Below are 15,246 nucleotides of genomic sequence, written 5' to 3' on the forward strand. Positions count from 1 at the left end.
AAAATCTTCAATGTGCATTCACCGTATTGATCCTGACATCCATGCATCCAGGCATGCCGTCAATTACGGTTCGCCCCGGTTGCTGATTTCTTTCACTCATTTCCTTCACTCATTTCCTTCATTAAACAAGCTTCATGGCAAAGATCACATCAGAAATTCCCCGATAGTGCCGCGAGGATGGCTGAGATAGGCTGTGTCCATTCGAGCGGCAAATGACTTTTACCGGAGGTGTAGCGTGGAGATTTCTGAGATTCTGGCTTTGGGGTTGCCCACCGCAGTCAAGGGCTTCGCCTTTGGCGCACTGGCTTCCGGCGCATTTTTGGTGTACGCCCTGGCAGGCGCCTGGCGCCATCAAGAATTCAGCCTGTCGCGCCCATGAACTGGCTTATGCAGCAACTGGAGCGGTCAGCCGGCAATCTGGAATCGGGAGGTGTGATGTACAAAGGAATCTACCAGGCCAGCAATGGCGATTATGAGTATCAGCTTTCCTATTCGCGGCAGGTCGGCGGCGGCTGGGAAGTGGATGGCGTGCATTTGCTCTGGAACGGACGGCTGTTATTTCCCAAATCCTCGCTGCCCGGTCAATGTGTTGACGCTCAAGCGGCCATCACACGCGGCATAGGCTGGTGCGAAACCGTCATCGACCGCCTGCGCTCGGAAGATCTGACCAGGGAGTCAGGCTTTTGCGCCGCCTGACCGTGCTTCTTTATGGCATGCGCTGGCCATCGAATGCGACGGCGAGTGCTTATCCTGAGCGCAAAACCGGCGCTGCCGGCGCTTAACTCCCCGGGCTTGCCGCGCCATTTCTCAAGTTGTGGGAATAACTGCCGATGACAGTGTTGGAGATCAACTCTGTGAGGAGCAGGAATGCTGTCAATTCAACAGGCGACAACCGCTGTGCAAACACTTGCTGAGCCGTCTATCCGGCAAGAGGCGCCAGCCTCTGCCTCGGCACAGCTTTCAGCGTCAGATCTCAGTCAAATCACTGCCTCATCCAGCGTCAGCATTTCGTCGACAGCCATGGTGCTGGCGGCGGCCGATAGCGCTGTGCAAGCGCTCGCGACGGCTGATCAGACATCGCAGGATGCCGAATTCCTGAACAATTCCCTTTCCATGCTGCGTAGCCATGACCCGCAGCAGAAATCCAATTCCAAATCGCGTTCTTCGCTCAAGCTGCCCAAGTTTGAAAGCCTGCTGACATTGATGTTGCGCTGGGAAGCCCAGCGTGAGGCGCAAAAACCCGGTACCGCATCTGCCGCGCTCAGCCAGCAGCGCCTGAAGGCGCTCGATCAGTTGAGCGAACTCATGCCTTAGCGTTGCCGCAGCTGCCGCAGTTGCGGTCGATCAGGCATGCGCAAGCAGATAAGCACGTCCATCGAAAAATATTGAATATAATTGGCGTTGCGGCGCAGCAGCAAATCTGCTGGCGGGCCGGCAGAACTGATTGCATAGTCAGAATGCCGGAGGGGGCCGCAGATGCTTTTACCGTAATCATCAATCTGGTCGTTACAAGATTCCCAACATTCAAAACAAAGGGATATGCCATGCAGCGGGGGCTGGTTTCAGGGGGTATTTGCCGTTTGACTGCGATTGCAGCAGCGGTTGGTCTTTTATTGGCATCCGCCGCCGTCAGGGCGGACGAGAGCGATCGCTCGCATGCCGGTATTCTCAAAGTGGTGCGCGGCGACGTGCAGGTACAGCGCAAGGAGCAGAAGCTGACGGCACAGGTCGGCGATCGTCTGTTTGCGGGTGATCGCGTGGTCACGGCAGCGGATGCCGCCGCCGGCATCACGCTGCGCGACGACACCTTGATGTCGCTCGGCCCCAAGAGCAGTTTCGTGCTGGAAGGCTTCGCCTTCAATGAAAGCTCGGGCGACGGCAACGTGGCCGTGAGGCTGGCCAAGGGCACGCTGCGCTATGTCTCGGGATTGATCGGCAAGCAGGCGCCTGATCGCCAGATGGTGAACACGCCGACCGCCACGATCGGCATTCGCGGCACCGATTTCATTGTCGAGGTGGCCGATGAATAAGCTCTGGATGGCATCGCTTGCCTTGCTGGCTCTGGTCGGTTGCGCCGGCCCCAAGGAACGTTTCGTGCTCTTGCCGCAACCCGATGGATCCGCCAGCAGCATCGTCATCAAGGCCGCCGGCAGCGACACCGTGCTGGCGACGCCTTACGCTGCGGTAGAGACGCAGGCCGGCAAAGCCGGGCAGGCTTCCACACTGACTGCTGCGCAGGTCAACGCCCGTTACGCACCGGTGATGAATAATCTGCCGCTGCGCCCGCGCAGCTATGAACTGTTTTTCGAACTGGGCTCGGATCGCCTGACGCCGGATTCACGCAAGCAGCTGGAGCAGGCGCTGGAAGAGTTCAAGAAATTCCCCGCCGGCGAATTCATCATCGTCGGCCATGCGGATAACATCGGCAGCGACGCCAACAATGAAGTGCTGTCCGTGCGGCGCGCCCGACTGGTCGAGCGTGAATTGCTGCGGGTCAAGGTCGATGCGCTCAGCATCGACGTGGTCGGCAAGGGCTCACGCGAGCCGCGCGTGCCGCAGAAAAAGGGTGTGCCCGAACCGCGCAATCGCTTTGTTGAACTGAAGATTCGCTGAGTCTGTTGCGCTGACTGAGCCGGGAGATTTCCCGGCTCGACTTTTCAGCTGCGCAATCGTCAGTCTGGCCGGCCTAGTCGGCCGTAGCCGCCTTTCCTTTCCAGCGCGTCATCAGTACAGCCACCACCAATGCCGCCGCAGCAATCGCTGTCGCCAGCAGGCCCAGCGAAGCCAGACCAAAGTGCCGGATGCCGAGCCCGCCAAGAATGGCACCCAGGCCGATACCGGCATTGGCGGCTGAAATATTCATGCTGGCGGCCAGCGCCTGCGCTTTGCCGCCCGCTTGCATCACGCGCACCTGGCAAATCGGGAACAGCGCGGTGTAGGCAATCCCCCATGCTGCGAGCGCAAGCACCAGCCAGCCGTGCTGCGCGGCCAGCGGTACTGCCGCCAGCATGCCGGCGCCCAGAATCAACAGAAACAGAACGGTTGCCCCCAGCGGATTGCGATCCACCAGACTGCCGCCGAGATGATTGCCGAGCATGCCGACCGCACCGAAACCCATCAGCCACCAGCCCACCTGCGCCGAAGGGATGCCGGCCAGGCGTTCCAGCATCTCGGCGAGATAGGTGTAAGCCGTAAACATCGCGGTGAAGGCCAGCACCGACAGCACGATATGCGCCAGGAAACGCGGCGATCCGAGTATGCGGGTCTGGCTGGCGCCGGCTTCGCGCTTTGGCGACGCCGGCAACTGCGGCATGCAGACCTGAATCAGGATCGCGATCAGCAGCGACAGCAGCGCCAGAATCCAGAAACTGCCGCGCCAGCCGACGGCATCCGACGCCAGCGTGCCCAAGGGGATGCCGAATACCAGCGCCGCCGAAATCCCCATGTAGACCTTGGATACTGCCTTGCCGGCGTTGCCCGGACCGGCCAGTTGCGCAGCGGTTTCGCTGGCGGTGCCCCAGAACACCGGCAGCGCCAGCGCCGGAATGAAGCGCGCCAGCGCCAGCACCCAGATGTTCGGCGACAGCGCCGCCAGCGCATTGGAGGCCACGAACACCAGCAGAATCATCGTGAACAATTTCTTGCGATCGATATGCGCCAGTCTGGCCGTCAGCACAGGGCCGAACAGCATCACGGTAAAGGCGAACAGCGTCACCACCTGGCCGGCGATGTCGATGGAGATGTTGAGGTCTCTGGCCAGCGCGGGCAGCAGGCCCAGAATCAGAAATTCGGTGGTGACGATGACAAAGGCGGCAACCGCCATGATCAAAATCTGCAAACCGGTGCGCGCACGCGCTTCGTGTACAGGCGGGTCCGCCTTCAGCGTTGAGGCTTGCATAGCTTGTTGACTCCAATAAAATTCCAGCCTGAGATCTTATTGGAGAAATTGAAGGCGATTTTCGCTATATTCTACGAAATTCAAGGAATTTAATTCATGAGTAGGGGAGCGCCATGTTTACCTCCGAGCGTTTGAAGGGGATCGACGTATTCGTCTGCGTCGCCGATCTCGGCAGCTTTACCGCTGCGGCCGAACGCATGAATCTGACCAGCTCCGCGATCAGCAAGGGCATCGCCCGGCTGGAGAGCCGGCTGCAGACACGCTTGTTCCAGCGCACTACGCGCCGCCTGTCGCTGACCGATGCCGGCCTCAGTTTCTATCGCACTTGCACCGGAGTGCTGGCCGAGCTGGAAGAGGCGGAGCTGTCGCTGAACGCGGAAAGCAGCGAGCCGCGCGGCCGGGTGCGCATCGATCTGCCGGCCTCTTACGGGCGCTTGCATGCGCTGCCGGTGATTCTTCGCTTTGTGGAAGGTCACGGCCTGTTGATGCCGCATATCTCGTTCTCGGACAGTTTTATTGATCCGGTCGAAAAGGGCGTCGATATTCTGGTGCGCATCGGTGGTTCGGATGTCTGGCCGGCCGCTTTGGGGCATCGCTATCTGGGCGCCGAACGCTTGATCTTTTGCGCGTCGCCGGCCTACCTGCGCCAGCACGGCGCGCCTTTGAGCGAGTCCGATCTGGCGCATCACAGCTGCGTGGTCTATGGCCGCAGCGACGGTCTGGTCAATCCCTGGTTTTTTGCCGGCGCGCAATCGGGCGAGATGGAGCGGCGGGTCTTGTCCGGCCGCATCGCGGTCGGCGACGGCGAGGGGCAGGCCATTGCCGTCGCAGCCGGGCACGGCATCGCGCAATTGCCGACCTGGCTGATCAAGCAGCAACTGGCCGATGGCAGTCTGGTCGAGGTATTGCCGCAGCTTGCCACTGACGGCTCGGCCATGAATCTGGTCTGGCTGAAAAGTCGTCAGGGACTGCCCAAGGTCAGCGCCTTGCTGGAGGCACTCGCAAATTCGCTGAGGCCGGACGGCAGTATCTTGAATCTTCGTTAACACTCGGGCAGCCTTGGTTTCCATTTCAAATATTTCTTCGAAAAATTGAGATGGACGGTCAAGTGCGCTCACATTTCTCATCTACAATGCGGCGGCATCCATAAAAAAAGCAGCTTCATAAAAATGCAGGCATCGCATGGCGCTTGCAGGGGACATAGGCGAATCGTCGTACACAAAAACGACACACGGCAGATACATGCCCTATGACTCAATTTTGGTGAGGTGTTATGCAAAAGACATTACAAACCGCAGAGTTCCTGCGCTACATGCCCGCAGTCGCCTTGTGCGAGCGCTCGCTCCGCGAACTTAATTTCGCCTGGCGTCTGATCGAATCGACGGCCAAGATGGTCTGTCCGAGCGAAGCCAAAAGCATCCTGCCGACCATGAAGGTCACGCGCGAAGGCTTCAATAATCTGGAGCAGCGCCTGATTGCGAATCTGGTTCAGCAAAACATCGCCAAGTCGGTGCAGGAAATCGATTTCAAGGCCAAGGTCATCATCGACATCGTGGTGCGCAATCTGTTCGAGCGCACCGCCGACGTCGGTTTTCTGGCGATGGACGATGCCATCCGCGCCTTCATTCTGGCGCGCCAGCGCAATATCGACACCGATACCGCAAGCTCAGACGCTACCGAGGACATCGTCGCGCGCCTGCGCGCCTATCGCGAAAAATATACGGTCTACGACGAAATCCTGATCCTTGATACCGAGGGCCGGGTGCTGGCCAACCTCGATCCGAACAACGACATCCGGCATTCCTACGATCCGCTGGTGGCGCAGACGCTCAAGTCGGATCGCTATGTCGAAACCTTTGCGCTGTCGGATTTGCGCGAAGGACCGGAGCGGGCACTGATCTATTCGCACAAGATCGTCGATCCCGCCAACGGCAACGCCATCGGCGTGCTGTGCCTGTGTTTCCCGATTGCGGTGGAAATGAAGGATGTGTTCAGCGGCCTGCTGAAACCGGGCGACCGTTCCGTGATGCTGATGCTGGACGACGCCGGCAGTGTCATCGCCAGCAGCGACCCGGAACATATCCCCGCCGGGCGCAAGGTGCCGCTGGCGCTGGAGGGCGAGTATCAGGTGGTGGCCTATGCCGGGCGCGAGTATCTGGCACGCACCAGCGCCGCGCGCGACTATCAGGGCTACGGCGGTCCCGGCTGGTACGGTCATGTGATGATTCCCTGTGAAACCGCGTTCCGCCAGCAGGGGCAGGATTTGCTGGCGCACTACGATGCGGCCATGCTGGCCGGGGTGATGGTGCATGCCAAGTCGTTTTGCCCGCCGCTGCACGATGTGACGCTGATGGCCGAAGCGATCAATCATTCCCTGCGCCGCGTGGTGTGGAACGGCAAGATCATGTCGTCCGGCGAAGACCGCGATTTGCTGCGCCTGAAATCCATCCTGCACGAGATCAGCCAGACCGGCGATGAGACCAACGGCATTTTCCGGGAGTCGATTCAGGATCTGTATGCCACCGTGCTCTCGTCCAGTCTGCAGGACATGCAATTCATCTCGCGCCTGATGATCGACATCATGGATCGCAATCTCTACGAGCGCGCCAATGATTGCCGCTGGTGGGCGCTGACGCCGGATCTGCGCCGCATTTGCGCAAACAATGTCCGCAGCGAATCAGAGCGGCGGCGCATGAGCGACATTCTGGCGTCGATCAATGCGCTGTACACGGTCTACGCCAGACTGGTGGTATTCGATACCAGCGGCGCCATCATTGCCGCTTCCGACCCGCATGGCGACGGCCTCGACCTGTCCGACATCGGCATCGGTGAACAGTTACTGCGCAAGACCTTGCAACTGAGCGACCCGCAGGACTATTGCGTCTCGCCGTTTGAAGCCAGCCGGCTCTACGGCGACCGCGCCACCTACATCTATTGCGCCGCGATTTTTCATCCGGAACGCGTCGGGCAAGTGGTCGGCGGCATCGGCGTCGTGTTCGACGCCGAGCCCGAATTCAAAAACATGCTGGCGGCCTCCCTGCCGGAGCAGGACCAGGCCTTTGCTGCATATACCGACCGCGCGGGCAAGGTCATTTCCAGCACGCATCCGGCGTACCCGCCCGGCAGCACATTGCGTCCGGACGCGCAGGTGCTGGACGCCGCCAACGGCGTCGGTTCGGCGGCGATCAGTATTCAGGATCAGCAATATATGGTGCTGGGGCACACCACTTCATTCGGCTATCGTGAATACAAAAACGGCGATGGCTACGTCAACGACATCATCGCCATGGTGTTCCTGCCGATAGGTGAAAAGACCGAGGGGCGCGAGACGATGCAGACTCCGGCGATGCCGGTGGTGGTCGCCCAGCATGCCGGTGAGACCAGAGAGTTCGCAACCGTCACGGTTGACGGCAATATCTTTGCGTTGCCCGCCGGAACCGTGGTGGAGTCGCTGGAGACCGAACGGATGCTGACCGCCTCGACGCTCAAGCCGGTGATTGCCGGCGCGCTGAATTATCAGGACAGCAGCGGCGGCGCCTCGGCTTTCGTGCCGGTGATCGACATGCGTCTGCTGCTGCATCCTGAAGCAGCGAAGCCGGAGACCGCCAAGGAAATCGTCGTGGTGCGGCATGGCCGCCATACCCTCGGCCTGCTGGTCGACGATCTGCACGATGTGCTGGAGTTCGGCAGCGCGCAGATCGATCCGCCGCTGAAGATCTTCAGCAATCGCGCCAACTACATCTGCAACATGATCCGCACCGCCGATCCGGGGCAGACGATACAGGTGGTGGATATCGAAAGCATCGTCGCCAATGTCTTCGGCGACAATCTGGAGCAGTTGCAGCTGGAACATGCACTGAACGGCACGGGCGAGGTGCACGACATGAAGCTCGTGAACGATATGCGCCTTGATTCAAAGGCCCTGTCCTGATTCGCCGAAGACGCTGCCTGAATAATTGCCTGCCGCATGCCCCGCATTGCCTGCCGGGCGCGCGGCAGGCACTTACAAGGCATCATGAAAAATCACGCCCAGTGTGTGGCGCAGGCCTGAACGTACACGGCTTACCCCATGCCGCAAGTTGACGCGGTAGCTACCGCGACTGCCGTTCACCGGGCGCTGGCTCACTGCAAAGATCACCGCATCGCCGCGCTGCAGCGGCAGCACTTCGGCGCGCGATTGCATGCGCGGTCGTTGCTCGCTCAGCACGAATTCTCCTCCTTCGAAATCCTCGCCCGGCTGCGACAGCAGGATCGCTATTTGCAGCGGGAACACCTGTTCGCCGTACAAATCCTGATGCAGGCAGTTGTAGTCGTCTGCGCGATATTCCAGCAGCAAGGGCGTGGGCCGCAATTGCCCGGCGGCGTGGCAGCGCCGGATGAACTCCGGGTGACTATCCGGGAAGCGTGCCGGCAGATTCATCAGTGCATGCCAGCGGTTGGCGAGCGGCGCCAGATGAGGATAAAAGCTTGCGCGCAAGTCCTGCACCGGCGCCGGCAGCGGATAGCTGAAGTATTGGTACTCGCCGCGACCGAAGCCATGACGCGCCATCAGCACGCGCGAACGGAACAGCTCTGCGCGACGATAGAGTGCGGCCAGTGCAGCACATTCTTCCCGGTTCAGCAGGGCCGGCAACAACGCATGGCCGCGCTGATCGAGCTGCTGTGCGATGTCTGTCCACGGCAAGCGCGCCACGCGCTGTACATTGAAGTCGAATGAGACATGGCCGGCGACATGCTGTGCGGCAATGTGCATGGGCGAGGGCAGGGAAGCAGAATCAAAGGCGGACATGGCAGGGTTCCTCGTGAGGGAGAGCCGATCACTTTAAGCAATCGGCCGCCCGGGATCACTCCGTTGCTTGCTTTTCATTCGCCAGGCTGCAAGCGTTCCTGAACCGAAAAGTCCATTCCGAATGAATGGCGCGCCCATATCCCTTGCCTTGCAGGAAATGGCGGCGGAGCTGGCCGAGGAGTTGCGCGGCATGCCATGTCGCCGGTCGGGGCAGAGATCGCCTTGACGGAGCTCCGCCACTCACATAGCATCGACTCGCCTTTCATCAGCCTTTGTCGAGGATGCATTTGTCGGCTTCCAAAATTATCAAGCGCGATTTACTTATTCTCTGGATCTCAATTGCCGTCGTTGCGCTGGTTCTTATGTGGCTGATGTTGCAACTGAGTCTGCAGGGATCGGGTTCGCAAATTGCCCAGGCACGCGCCCGTGCTTCCATCAGTTGCGAAGCATTGCGCGCGGGCGCGCAGCGGGCAAGTTCTGCCGTCGGCCCGGCCGGCAGCGATGATCTGCCGATTCCACGCTCCGCACTGTCTGCCGTGATCGACCTCGCGCTGCGTGACGAGCCGGGCATGGAGGGCGGATTCTGGCAATCGGGCAAGGGCATTGTTGCATATGCATTCCCCACTTACGACGGAACGGGCGTCAAGCGCGATCCGCCGAGCGCGGAGCTGGATCGTATTGAATCGACCGCACAGCGCGCACAGGCTGCTGCCAGCCAGATAGTGGATGTGCGCCCCGGGCTGCGCGAGGCAGTCGTGTTTGTGGCCTGCCCGGTGGATGCTGCGCCAATGCCGTTGATCGCATGGAATCTGCGGCGCGTCCCGGTCCTCAGCGAGGCCGTCATGAGCCGACTGATCGTTGCTCTCAGTCTGTTGCTGGGCTTTGTACTGGTTTCCGGCGCGTGGCTGGGATGGATGCTCACGCGCTGGCGGCGGCAGACCGATCTGTTGACGCAACAACTGGCGCAAAGCGAGCGTCTGGCGACTTTGGGACGTCTGTCGGCCGGGCTCGCTCACGAGATACGCAACCCGCTCGGCACCATGCGCATGAAGGCCGAAAATGCCTTGGCCGCCTCATCTGAAATGCGCGAAACCCGGGTGGCCGGCGCGCTGGAGGCCGTGTTGACGCAAACTTCGCGGCTGGAGGAACTGGTATCCAGCCTGTTGGCGCTGACCCAGCCGTTTCGCTTGCAGCGCAAGCCGCTGTTGTTGACTGAGTGGATGCAGGAGCGTGCTCGGACCCACCGGGAAGCGGCGGCAAGCAATGACATCCGGATCGACCTCAGCATTGATCGCGATACCTCCGCACAGACCCGGCAACTGCCCTTGTTTGATCCGGCACAGATGGCACGGGTATTTGACAATCTGATCCTGAATGCGCTGGCTCATGTTCAGGCCGGCGGCCGGATCGAACTGGGGGCGCAGCGCTTGCCGTCGGGCAGGCTGCTGCTGTGGGTGGCCGACGATGGCTCCGGTATCCCTGCCGAGTTGCATGCAACGGTGTTTGAGCCTTTCATCACCGGGCGCGCCGGCGGCACTGGTCTCGGGCTTTCGCTGGCCAGAGAGATCGTGCAGGCCCATGGAGGAACAATTACTCTTGCAACTACGCCCCGTGGGGCACGTTTTGAAATGGAGTTCCCATGGCCGGCATTCTGATCGTCGACGACGACGTCTCGTTTCGCACCAGTCTTGCGGAAATGCTGAGCGATCTGGGCCACAGGGTGCAGGAGGCCGGCACCACCGAGGCCGGTCTGCATCGCTTGCGCACCGAGGCGATCGATGTCGCCATTGTGGACTTGCGCCTGCCCGGCGAGGACGGCCTGGCTTTTCTGCGCCGGGCCTCTTCGATTTCAGCCGCGCCTTGCATCATGCTGACGGCCTATGCCAGCGGCAGCAATACGATCGAGGCGATGAGGCTGGGCGCGTTCGATCATCTGACCAAGCCGGTCGGGCGCGCTGCGCTGGTCGATACGCTCGCGCGGGCCTTGCGGCAAAGCCTCGCCGCCGAAGACGAGCCTGCAGAGGCCGCCGCGGATAGCGACGGGCAGTCGCGCCCAGCGGCCGACGAGCTGGTCAGCAGCAGCGAAGCGATGCGCCAGGTGTTCAAGCGCATCGGGCAGATCGCGGGCAGCGACGCCACGGTGCTGGTGCTGGGCGAAACCGGCACCGGCAAGGAGCTTGTGGCGCGCGCCTTGCATCGCAACAGCAGGCGCGCCGCCAGGCCGTTTGTGGCGGTCAACTGTGCCGCCGTTCCCGCTGATCTGATCGAGAGCGAACTGTTCGGTCATGTTAGAGGAGCCTTTAGCGGCGCACTGGCAGACCGGGTCGGACGCTTTCGCGAGGCGGAAGGCGGCACCCTGTTTCTCGATGAGATCGGCGACATGGCCCTGCCGACCCAGGCCAAGATATTGCGCGTGCTGCAGGAGCGCGAGCTGACGCCGGTAGGCGGCAATCAAGTCATCAAGATCGATGTACGCATTGTCGCGGCAACGCACCGCGATCTGCCGGCAGCAGTCGCGGCAGGCAGTTTCAGAGAAGACCTGTGGTATCGCCTGCAGGTGGTGCCCATCGCACTGCCACCCTTGCGCGAGCGCTTCAGCGACGTCTTGCAGTTGGCCGAACATTTTTTGCGTCTGATCGGCGGCGATAATCCTAAGCGTCTGACGGCGGCTGCCGCGCAGTTGCTGCAAAGCCACCGCTGGCCGGGCAATGTGCGCGAACTGCGCAATGCCATGGAGCGCGCCGCGATTCTCAGTCATGGCCAGTTCATCGATACCGAGCATATCGGACTGAATGCCGCGCCGTCAGCCGGGTCCTCTGAGATCGACTGGAACGGCAGCATGGCTGCGGCTGTGGCCTCGATCGAGCGCCAGATGCTCATGCGCGCCCTGGCGGCCGCCGACGGCAACCGGGCCGATGCGGCGCGACGGCTTGGCTTGTCGCGGCAGCAGTTGTACCGCAAGCTGGATGAGTTCGGTCTTGCCTGAACACTTCCGTCGCGTCGAATGGCGGCGCCGGGCGGGTGTCCGTTATTGCGACACGGGAGTGTATTCATACCGGACACTTTCCTGCTCTTCAATTCCTAAGTAATTGATTTGAAAGACTTTAAGGCCTGGTACGTGCTTTGCGTTGATGAGGGGGCAAGCCTTCACAACAAGGAGCCAACATGTCTACATCGCACATTTCACCAGCCCTGGCAGTCGCCATCGGCCTGATCTCTTTCCAGGTTTATGCACAGGCGCCCGGGGCGCCCAATCCGGCGCTGCCGCCGGCTCCGCCGCCGATGCTCGCTCCGGCTTCACCGGGGCTGGCGCCAACCCCGGTAGCTCAAACCCCGGTAGCGCAGGGCGAGGTCAAGCGCATGCTCATCAACCCCTATGGCGAAGTCGATGGTCTGCGTCTGGTCGACGGCACCATCATCAAATTTCCGCCGCATATGGCTGAAGCCCTGAGCGCCGCCGTCAAGCCGGGGCAGTCCGTCCGGGTTCTGGGATTGGCCGAAGCGCGCGGTGTCGTCAAGGCCGACGCCATCATCAATCTTGCGACCTCTCAGACGCTGATCGAGCAGCCGCCTTCGCTCGCGAACGGGCGTCCGCTGCCGCCTCATCTGCGGGCGCAGAATCTGCAGCCGCAAAGTGTGGAGGGGCGCGTCGATGCGGTCATGACCGGGCCGCGCGGCGAGGCCAACGGTGTGATTCTGAGCAATGGCAGCATCATTCGTTTTCCGCCTGAAAGTCTGCGCCTGTCGGTACAGCAGGGCGCCCCGTTTGCGGCGTCCGGACTGGGTACACGCAACACTTACGGCACCTCGCTGGAGGCCATCAGCATGGGCACCAGTCTGTCGGCATTGCAGCCTTTGTACGACGCCGTACGTTGAAAAAACATGCCCCTCAGCCGGGCATGCCTGTCGTCACCTCGCCGCTATCTTCGCCATGTCCTTCAGCAAGTGCTTGCGTCGATAGCGGCGCCATTGCCATCAAAACAAAAAATCATGTCGCCCAAACTCATTCCCATCGTCTTCCTGCTGATATCGAACGTCTTCATGACGTTTGCCTGGTACGGACATCTCAAGTTTGAAAGCAAACCTCTGTACCTGGTCATTCTGGTCAGCTGGCTGATCGCACTGGCCGAGTATTGCTTCGCGGTGCCTGCCAACCGGATTGGTCACAGCATGTACAGCGCTGCAGAGCTGAAGACCATGCAAGAGGTGATCACCTTGCTGGTTTTTTCCGTGTTCTCGGTTTTCTACCTGGGCGAACAATTCACTGTCAATCATCTGCTCGGTTTTGCGTGCATCTGTCTGGGTGCATTTTTCATCTTCAAAGGTCCCATCGGATAAGGCCCTCAATGAAACAGACCAAGGTATCTGCCGCATCTGCAGCGCCGCGCCGTTCGGCCGCGATGCTGCCCGCGCTCAATTTTTTTCTGGCTGACGTCCGGGACGGTTTAGGCCCGTTTCTCGGTGTGTTCCTGATGGGGCAAGGCTGGCAGGCCGACGATATCGGCTATGTCATGACCATAGGCGGTATTGCCGGCATGCTGGCGACCACCCCGCTGGGCGCATTGATTGACGCCTCACGATGCAAGCGGATGCTGCTGGCTTTGGGCTCGGTGCTGGTGATTGCCGGCACGCTGGCGCTGTTCATTTCGTCGTCGTTTGCGGTGACCGCGGCGTCCCAGATCGGCACCGGTATCGTGGGCGCCATCATCGGGCCTGCCATTGCCGGCATCACCCTGGGCATCGTCGGTCAACAGCGTTTGCCCTATCAGCTGGGGATCAATGAGGCCTGGAATCATGGCGGCAATCTGGTCTCGGCGGCACTGGCAGGCGTACTGGGTTACTACTGGGGATTGCCTGCGGTATTTATTCTGATGTCCCTGATGGCGCTCGGATCGCTGGTGTGCATTGCCAGAATTCATCCGGCGGATATCGACCATGATGTTGCCCGAGGGCTGGAGCCGGGGAAGGTCAAGGAATTGCCCGGAGCTGTTCGCGCTACAGACACTTCTGCGCTTGCCGTGTTGGCAGGATCCAGGCCCTTGCAGTTGCTGGCGCTCACGATGCTGCTTTTTCATCTCGGCAATGCCGCCATGCTGCCTTTGCTCGGTCAGTCCGTCGTTGCCCAGGGCCTGGCTGACCCCAGCCTGTTCACTGCGCTGACCATCATCGTCGCGCAACTGGTCATGATCCCGGTGGCTTTGGTGGCCGGACGCTGGGCCATGCGCTACGGCTACTGGATGCTGGTCATGCTGGCACTGCTGGTGTTGCCGGTGCGAGGTTTGCTGGCTGCCTACTGGAATTCGGTGTGGGCATTGATACCGGTACAGATCCTGGACGGTGTCGGCGCCGGCTTGCTGGGCGTGGCCTTGCCCGGGCTGGTGGCCCTGATACTGAGGGGCAGTGGTCTGATCAATACCGGATTGGGCGCCGTCTCGACGATACAGGGGATCGGCGCCGCACTGAGTCCGGCCATGGCCGGAGTGATCGCGCATCGCTATGGCTATGGCAGTGCTTTCATGGCATTGGGCGGGGCCGCCTGCCTGGGCGTCGGACTCTGGTATTGCTTCGCCGATACGATAAGGCATGAGGGCCGCAGCAATAGTCTTGCTGTCGACACTACGATGCCGCCGAGTGCCGGGCGTGAGCGTGGCAGCGGCTAGGCAGACGCGCGGATCTTCCGCGTCAATGCGCCATCAGCACCGGCACCGTCATGGTCTTGAGGATGGTCATGGTCACTCCGCCCAGCAGTACTTCGCGGAAGCGCGTATGGCCGTAGCCGCCCATCACCAGCAGATCGCTGCTCTTGTCCGCCGCCAGCGACAGGATGGCATTGCCGATGTCGCTCCGGGTGTTTTCCTGCGTCACTTCCACCTTCACGCCATGCCGCGCCAGATACAGGGCGATGTCGGCGCCGGGCTGTTCGCCGTGCGTGCCGAAACGCTTGTCGCTGTTGAACAGCGCTACGGTCACGCTATCGGCGTGCTTCAGCATGGGCAGCGCCGAGGTGATAGCGCGCGTGGCTTCCAGACTGCCGTCCCAGGCCACCAGTACGCGGCGGCCGACATGCGGGAACTCGCCCCAGGCCGGAATGATCAGCACCGGCCGCGCCGAATTGAGCATCACGTATTCCGGCAGATCGGTGATGAAGCTGTTGTCGATCTCCTCCAGGTCGGTCTGGCTGACCACCACCAGATCGCTGTAGCGCGCCTGCAGCGCCAGGCCGGCTTCGGTTTCATCATCGACGAAACGCTGCTCGTGCGACAGCACGCCGACGCTTTCGGCAATGCCCGTGAATTGCTCCAGAGAATTCAGCGCGCGGTCTCTGAAGGTGGAAATATGTGAGGCCACGAAGGCCGCACCTTCGTTCTGAATGAAGCGCGAGATGCCGGTCATGGCGCTGCCGATCAGATGCGCCTCCTGCTGTCTGGCCAGTTCGGCGGCAATGCGGATACGGGCCGCGCAATGGCGCGACTGGTCGACGTGGACCAGGATCGATTTGTAGCTCATGGCATGCTCCTTGGGAGGAAAGACAGGTTGACTTGCATGCCCTCAGGCTACG

General features: G+C 61.0%; 15 protein-coding genes. 12 read left to right on the forward strand and 3 right to left on the reverse strand.

Annotation, left to right across the window (positions count from 1 at the left end; translation table 11 throughout):
* Positions 1 to 235: 235 nt before the first annotated feature.
* The 5 genes from PQR62_RS17760 to PQR62_RS17780 all read left to right on the forward strand — a co-directional run bounded on the left by PQR62_RS17760 (position 236) and on the right by PQR62_RS17780 (position 2,613).
* Positions 236 to 379: a hypothetical protein gene (locus PQR62_RS17760; RefSeq protein ID WP_408159319.1), complete on the forward strand. Its 144-nt coding sequence runs from the start codon at positions 236 to 238 to the stop codon at positions 377 to 379.
* Positions 376 to 696 (forward strand): hypothetical protein, encoded by a 321-nt coding sequence (locus tag PQR62_RS17765; protein WP_408159320.1) that lies wholly within the window; start codon positions 376 to 378, stop codon positions 694 to 696. Before PQR62_RS17760 ends, PQR62_RS17765 begins: the two co-directional genes overlap by 4 nt.
* A 417-nt stretch (positions 697 to 1,113) precedes the next feature.
* On the forward strand, positions 1,114 to 1,314 hold the full coding sequence (locus PQR62_RS17770; RefSeq protein ID WP_408159321.1) for a hypothetical protein: 201 nt from the start codon (positions 1,114 to 1,116) through the stop codon (positions 1,312 to 1,314).
* Between the two features lie 299 nt (positions 1,315 to 1,613).
* Positions 1,614 to 2,030: a FecR family protein gene (locus tag PQR62_RS17775; protein ID WP_408159322.1), complete on the forward strand. Its 417-nt coding sequence runs from the start codon at positions 1,614 to 1,616 to the stop codon at positions 2,028 to 2,030.
* Entirely contained in the window at positions 2,023 to 2,613 is a 591-nt protein-coding gene (locus PQR62_RS17780; protein WP_408159323.1) for an OmpA family protein, read from the forward strand. Before PQR62_RS17775 ends, PQR62_RS17780 begins: the two co-directional genes overlap by 8 nt.
* A 73-nt stretch (positions 2,614 to 2,686) precedes the next feature.
* On the opposite strand, the gene PQR62_RS17785 is transcribed toward PQR62_RS17780, so the two are convergent.
* Complete coding sequence (locus tag PQR62_RS17785; RefSeq protein ID WP_408159324.1) at positions 2,687 to 3,898, reverse strand: MFS transporter; 1,212 nt, start codon at positions 3,896 to 3,898, stop codon at positions 2,687 to 2,689.
* Between the two features lie 113 nt (positions 3,899 to 4,011).
* On the opposite strand from PQR62_RS17785, the gene PQR62_RS17790 reads away from it, so the two are divergent.
* Positions 4,012 to 4,944: a LysR family transcriptional regulator gene (locus PQR62_RS17790; protein WP_408159325.1), complete on the forward strand. Its 933-nt coding sequence runs from the start codon at positions 4,012 to 4,014 to the stop codon at positions 4,942 to 4,944.
* Positions 4,945 to 5,171: 227 nt separating this feature from the next.
* The gene (locus PQR62_RS17795; protein WP_408159326.1) at positions 5,172 to 7,829 is read left to right on the forward strand and encodes a chemotaxis protein CheW; all 2,658 of its coding nucleotides are present in this window, start codon (positions 5,172 to 5,174) and stop codon (positions 7,827 to 7,829) included.
* Between the two features lie 72 nt (positions 7,830 to 7,901).
* Here the strand turns inward: PQR62_RS17795 and PQR62_RS17800 are convergent, their stop codons facing one another.
* Positions 7,902 to 8,651 carry a 2OG-Fe(II) oxygenase gene (locus tag PQR62_RS17800; RefSeq protein WP_408159381.1) on the reverse strand — a complete coding sequence of 250 codons (750 nt, stop codon included), beginning with the start codon at positions 8,649 to 8,651 and terminating at the stop codon, positions 7,902 to 7,904.
* A gap of 317 nt (positions 8,652 to 8,968) precedes the next feature.
* On the opposite strand from PQR62_RS17800, the gene PQR62_RS17805 reads away from it, so the two are divergent.
* The 5 genes from PQR62_RS17805 (at position 8,969) to PQR62_RS17825 (ending at position 14,347) form a co-directional block, all read left to right on the forward strand.
* On the forward strand, positions 8,969 to 10,342 hold the full coding sequence (locus PQR62_RS17805; RefSeq protein ID WP_408159327.1) for a sensor histidine kinase: 1,374 nt from the start codon (positions 8,969 to 8,971) through the stop codon (positions 10,340 to 10,342).
* Positions 10,327 to 11,673 carry a sigma-54-dependent transcriptional regulator gene (locus PQR62_RS17810; protein WP_408159328.1) on the forward strand — a complete coding sequence of 449 codons (1,347 nt, stop codon included), beginning with the start codon at positions 10,327 to 10,329 and terminating at the stop codon, positions 11,671 to 11,673. Before PQR62_RS17805 ends, PQR62_RS17810 begins: the two co-directional genes overlap by 16 nt.
* 179 nt (positions 11,674 to 11,852) lie before the next feature.
* The gene (locus PQR62_RS17815; protein ID WP_408159329.1) at positions 11,853 to 12,563 is read left to right on the forward strand and encodes a hypothetical protein; all 711 of its coding nucleotides are present in this window, start codon (positions 11,853 to 11,855) and stop codon (positions 12,561 to 12,563) included.
* A gap of 114 nt (positions 12,564 to 12,677) precedes the next feature.
* Complete coding sequence (locus PQR62_RS17820) at positions 12,678 to 13,025, forward strand: DMT family protein (protein WP_408159382.1); 348 nt, start codon at positions 12,678 to 12,680, stop codon at positions 13,023 to 13,025.
* A gap of 8 nt (positions 13,026 to 13,033) precedes the next feature.
* Positions 13,034 to 14,347 (forward strand): MFS transporter, encoded by a 1,314-nt coding sequence (locus PQR62_RS17825; protein ID WP_408159330.1) that lies wholly within the window; start codon positions 13,034 to 13,036, stop codon positions 14,345 to 14,347.
* A 22-nt stretch (positions 14,348 to 14,369) separates the two neighbouring features.
* Here PQR62_RS17825 and PQR62_RS17830 read toward each other — a convergent pair whose 3' ends face one another.
* Entirely contained in the window at positions 14,370 to 15,194 is an 825-nt protein-coding gene (locus PQR62_RS17830) for a universal stress protein (RefSeq protein ID WP_408159331.1), read from the reverse strand.
* Positions 15,195 to 15,246: the final 52 nt, after the last annotated feature.

Origin of the sequence: Herbaspirillum lusitanum (assembly GCF_046025995.1) — a bacterium.
GTDB classification, from domain to species: Bacteria; Pseudomonadota; Gammaproteobacteria; order Burkholderiales; family Burkholderiaceae_D; genus Herbaspirillum; species Herbaspirillum lusitanum_A.

Coding starts and splice junctions, on each gene's coding strand:
- PQR62_RS17765 (WP_408159320.1), top strand. CDS start 376: ATGAACTGGCTTATGCAGCAACTGGAGCGGTCAGCCGGCAATCTGGAA.
- PQR62_RS17770 (WP_408159321.1), top strand. CDS start 1,114: ATGCTGCGTAGCCATGACCCGCAGCAGAAATCCAATTCCAAATCGCGT.
- PQR62_RS17780 (WP_408159323.1), top strand. CDS start 2,023: ATGAATAAGCTCTGGATGGCATCGCTTGCCTTGCTGGCTCTGGTCGGT.
- PQR62_RS17785 (WP_408159324.1), bottom strand. CDS start 3,898: ATGCAAGCCTCAACGCTGAAGGCGGACCCGCCTGTACACGAAGCGCGT.
- PQR62_RS17790 (WP_408159325.1), top strand. CDS start 4,012: ATGTTTACCTCCGAGCGTTTGAAGGGGATCGACGTATTCGTCTGCGTC.
- PQR62_RS17795 (WP_408159326.1), top strand. CDS start 5,172: ATGCAAAAGACATTACAAACCGCAGAGTTCCTGCGCTACATGCCCGCA.
- PQR62_RS17800 (WP_408159381.1), bottom strand. CDS start 8,651: ATGCACATTGCCGCACAGCATGTCGCCGGCCATGTCTCATTCGACTTC.
- PQR62_RS17805 (WP_408159327.1), top strand. CDS start 8,969: ATGCATTTGTCGGCTTCCAAAATTATCAAGCGCGATTTACTTATTCTC.
- PQR62_RS17810 (WP_408159328.1), top strand. CDS start 10,327: ATGGCCGGCATTCTGATCGTCGACGACGACGTCTCGTTTCGCACCAGT.
- PQR62_RS17815 (WP_408159329.1), top strand. CDS start 11,853: ATGTCTACATCGCACATTTCACCAGCCCTGGCAGTCGCCATCGGCCTG.
- PQR62_RS17820 (WP_408159382.1), top strand. CDS start 12,678: ATGTCGCCCAAACTCATTCCCATCGTCTTCCTGCTGATATCGAACGTC.
- PQR62_RS17825 (WP_408159330.1), top strand. CDS start 13,034: ATGAAACAGACCAAGGTATCTGCCGCATCTGCAGCGCCGCGCCGTTCG.
- PQR62_RS17830 (WP_408159331.1), bottom strand. CDS start 15,194: ATGAGCTACAAATCGATCCTGGTCCACGTCGACCAGTCGCGCCATTGC.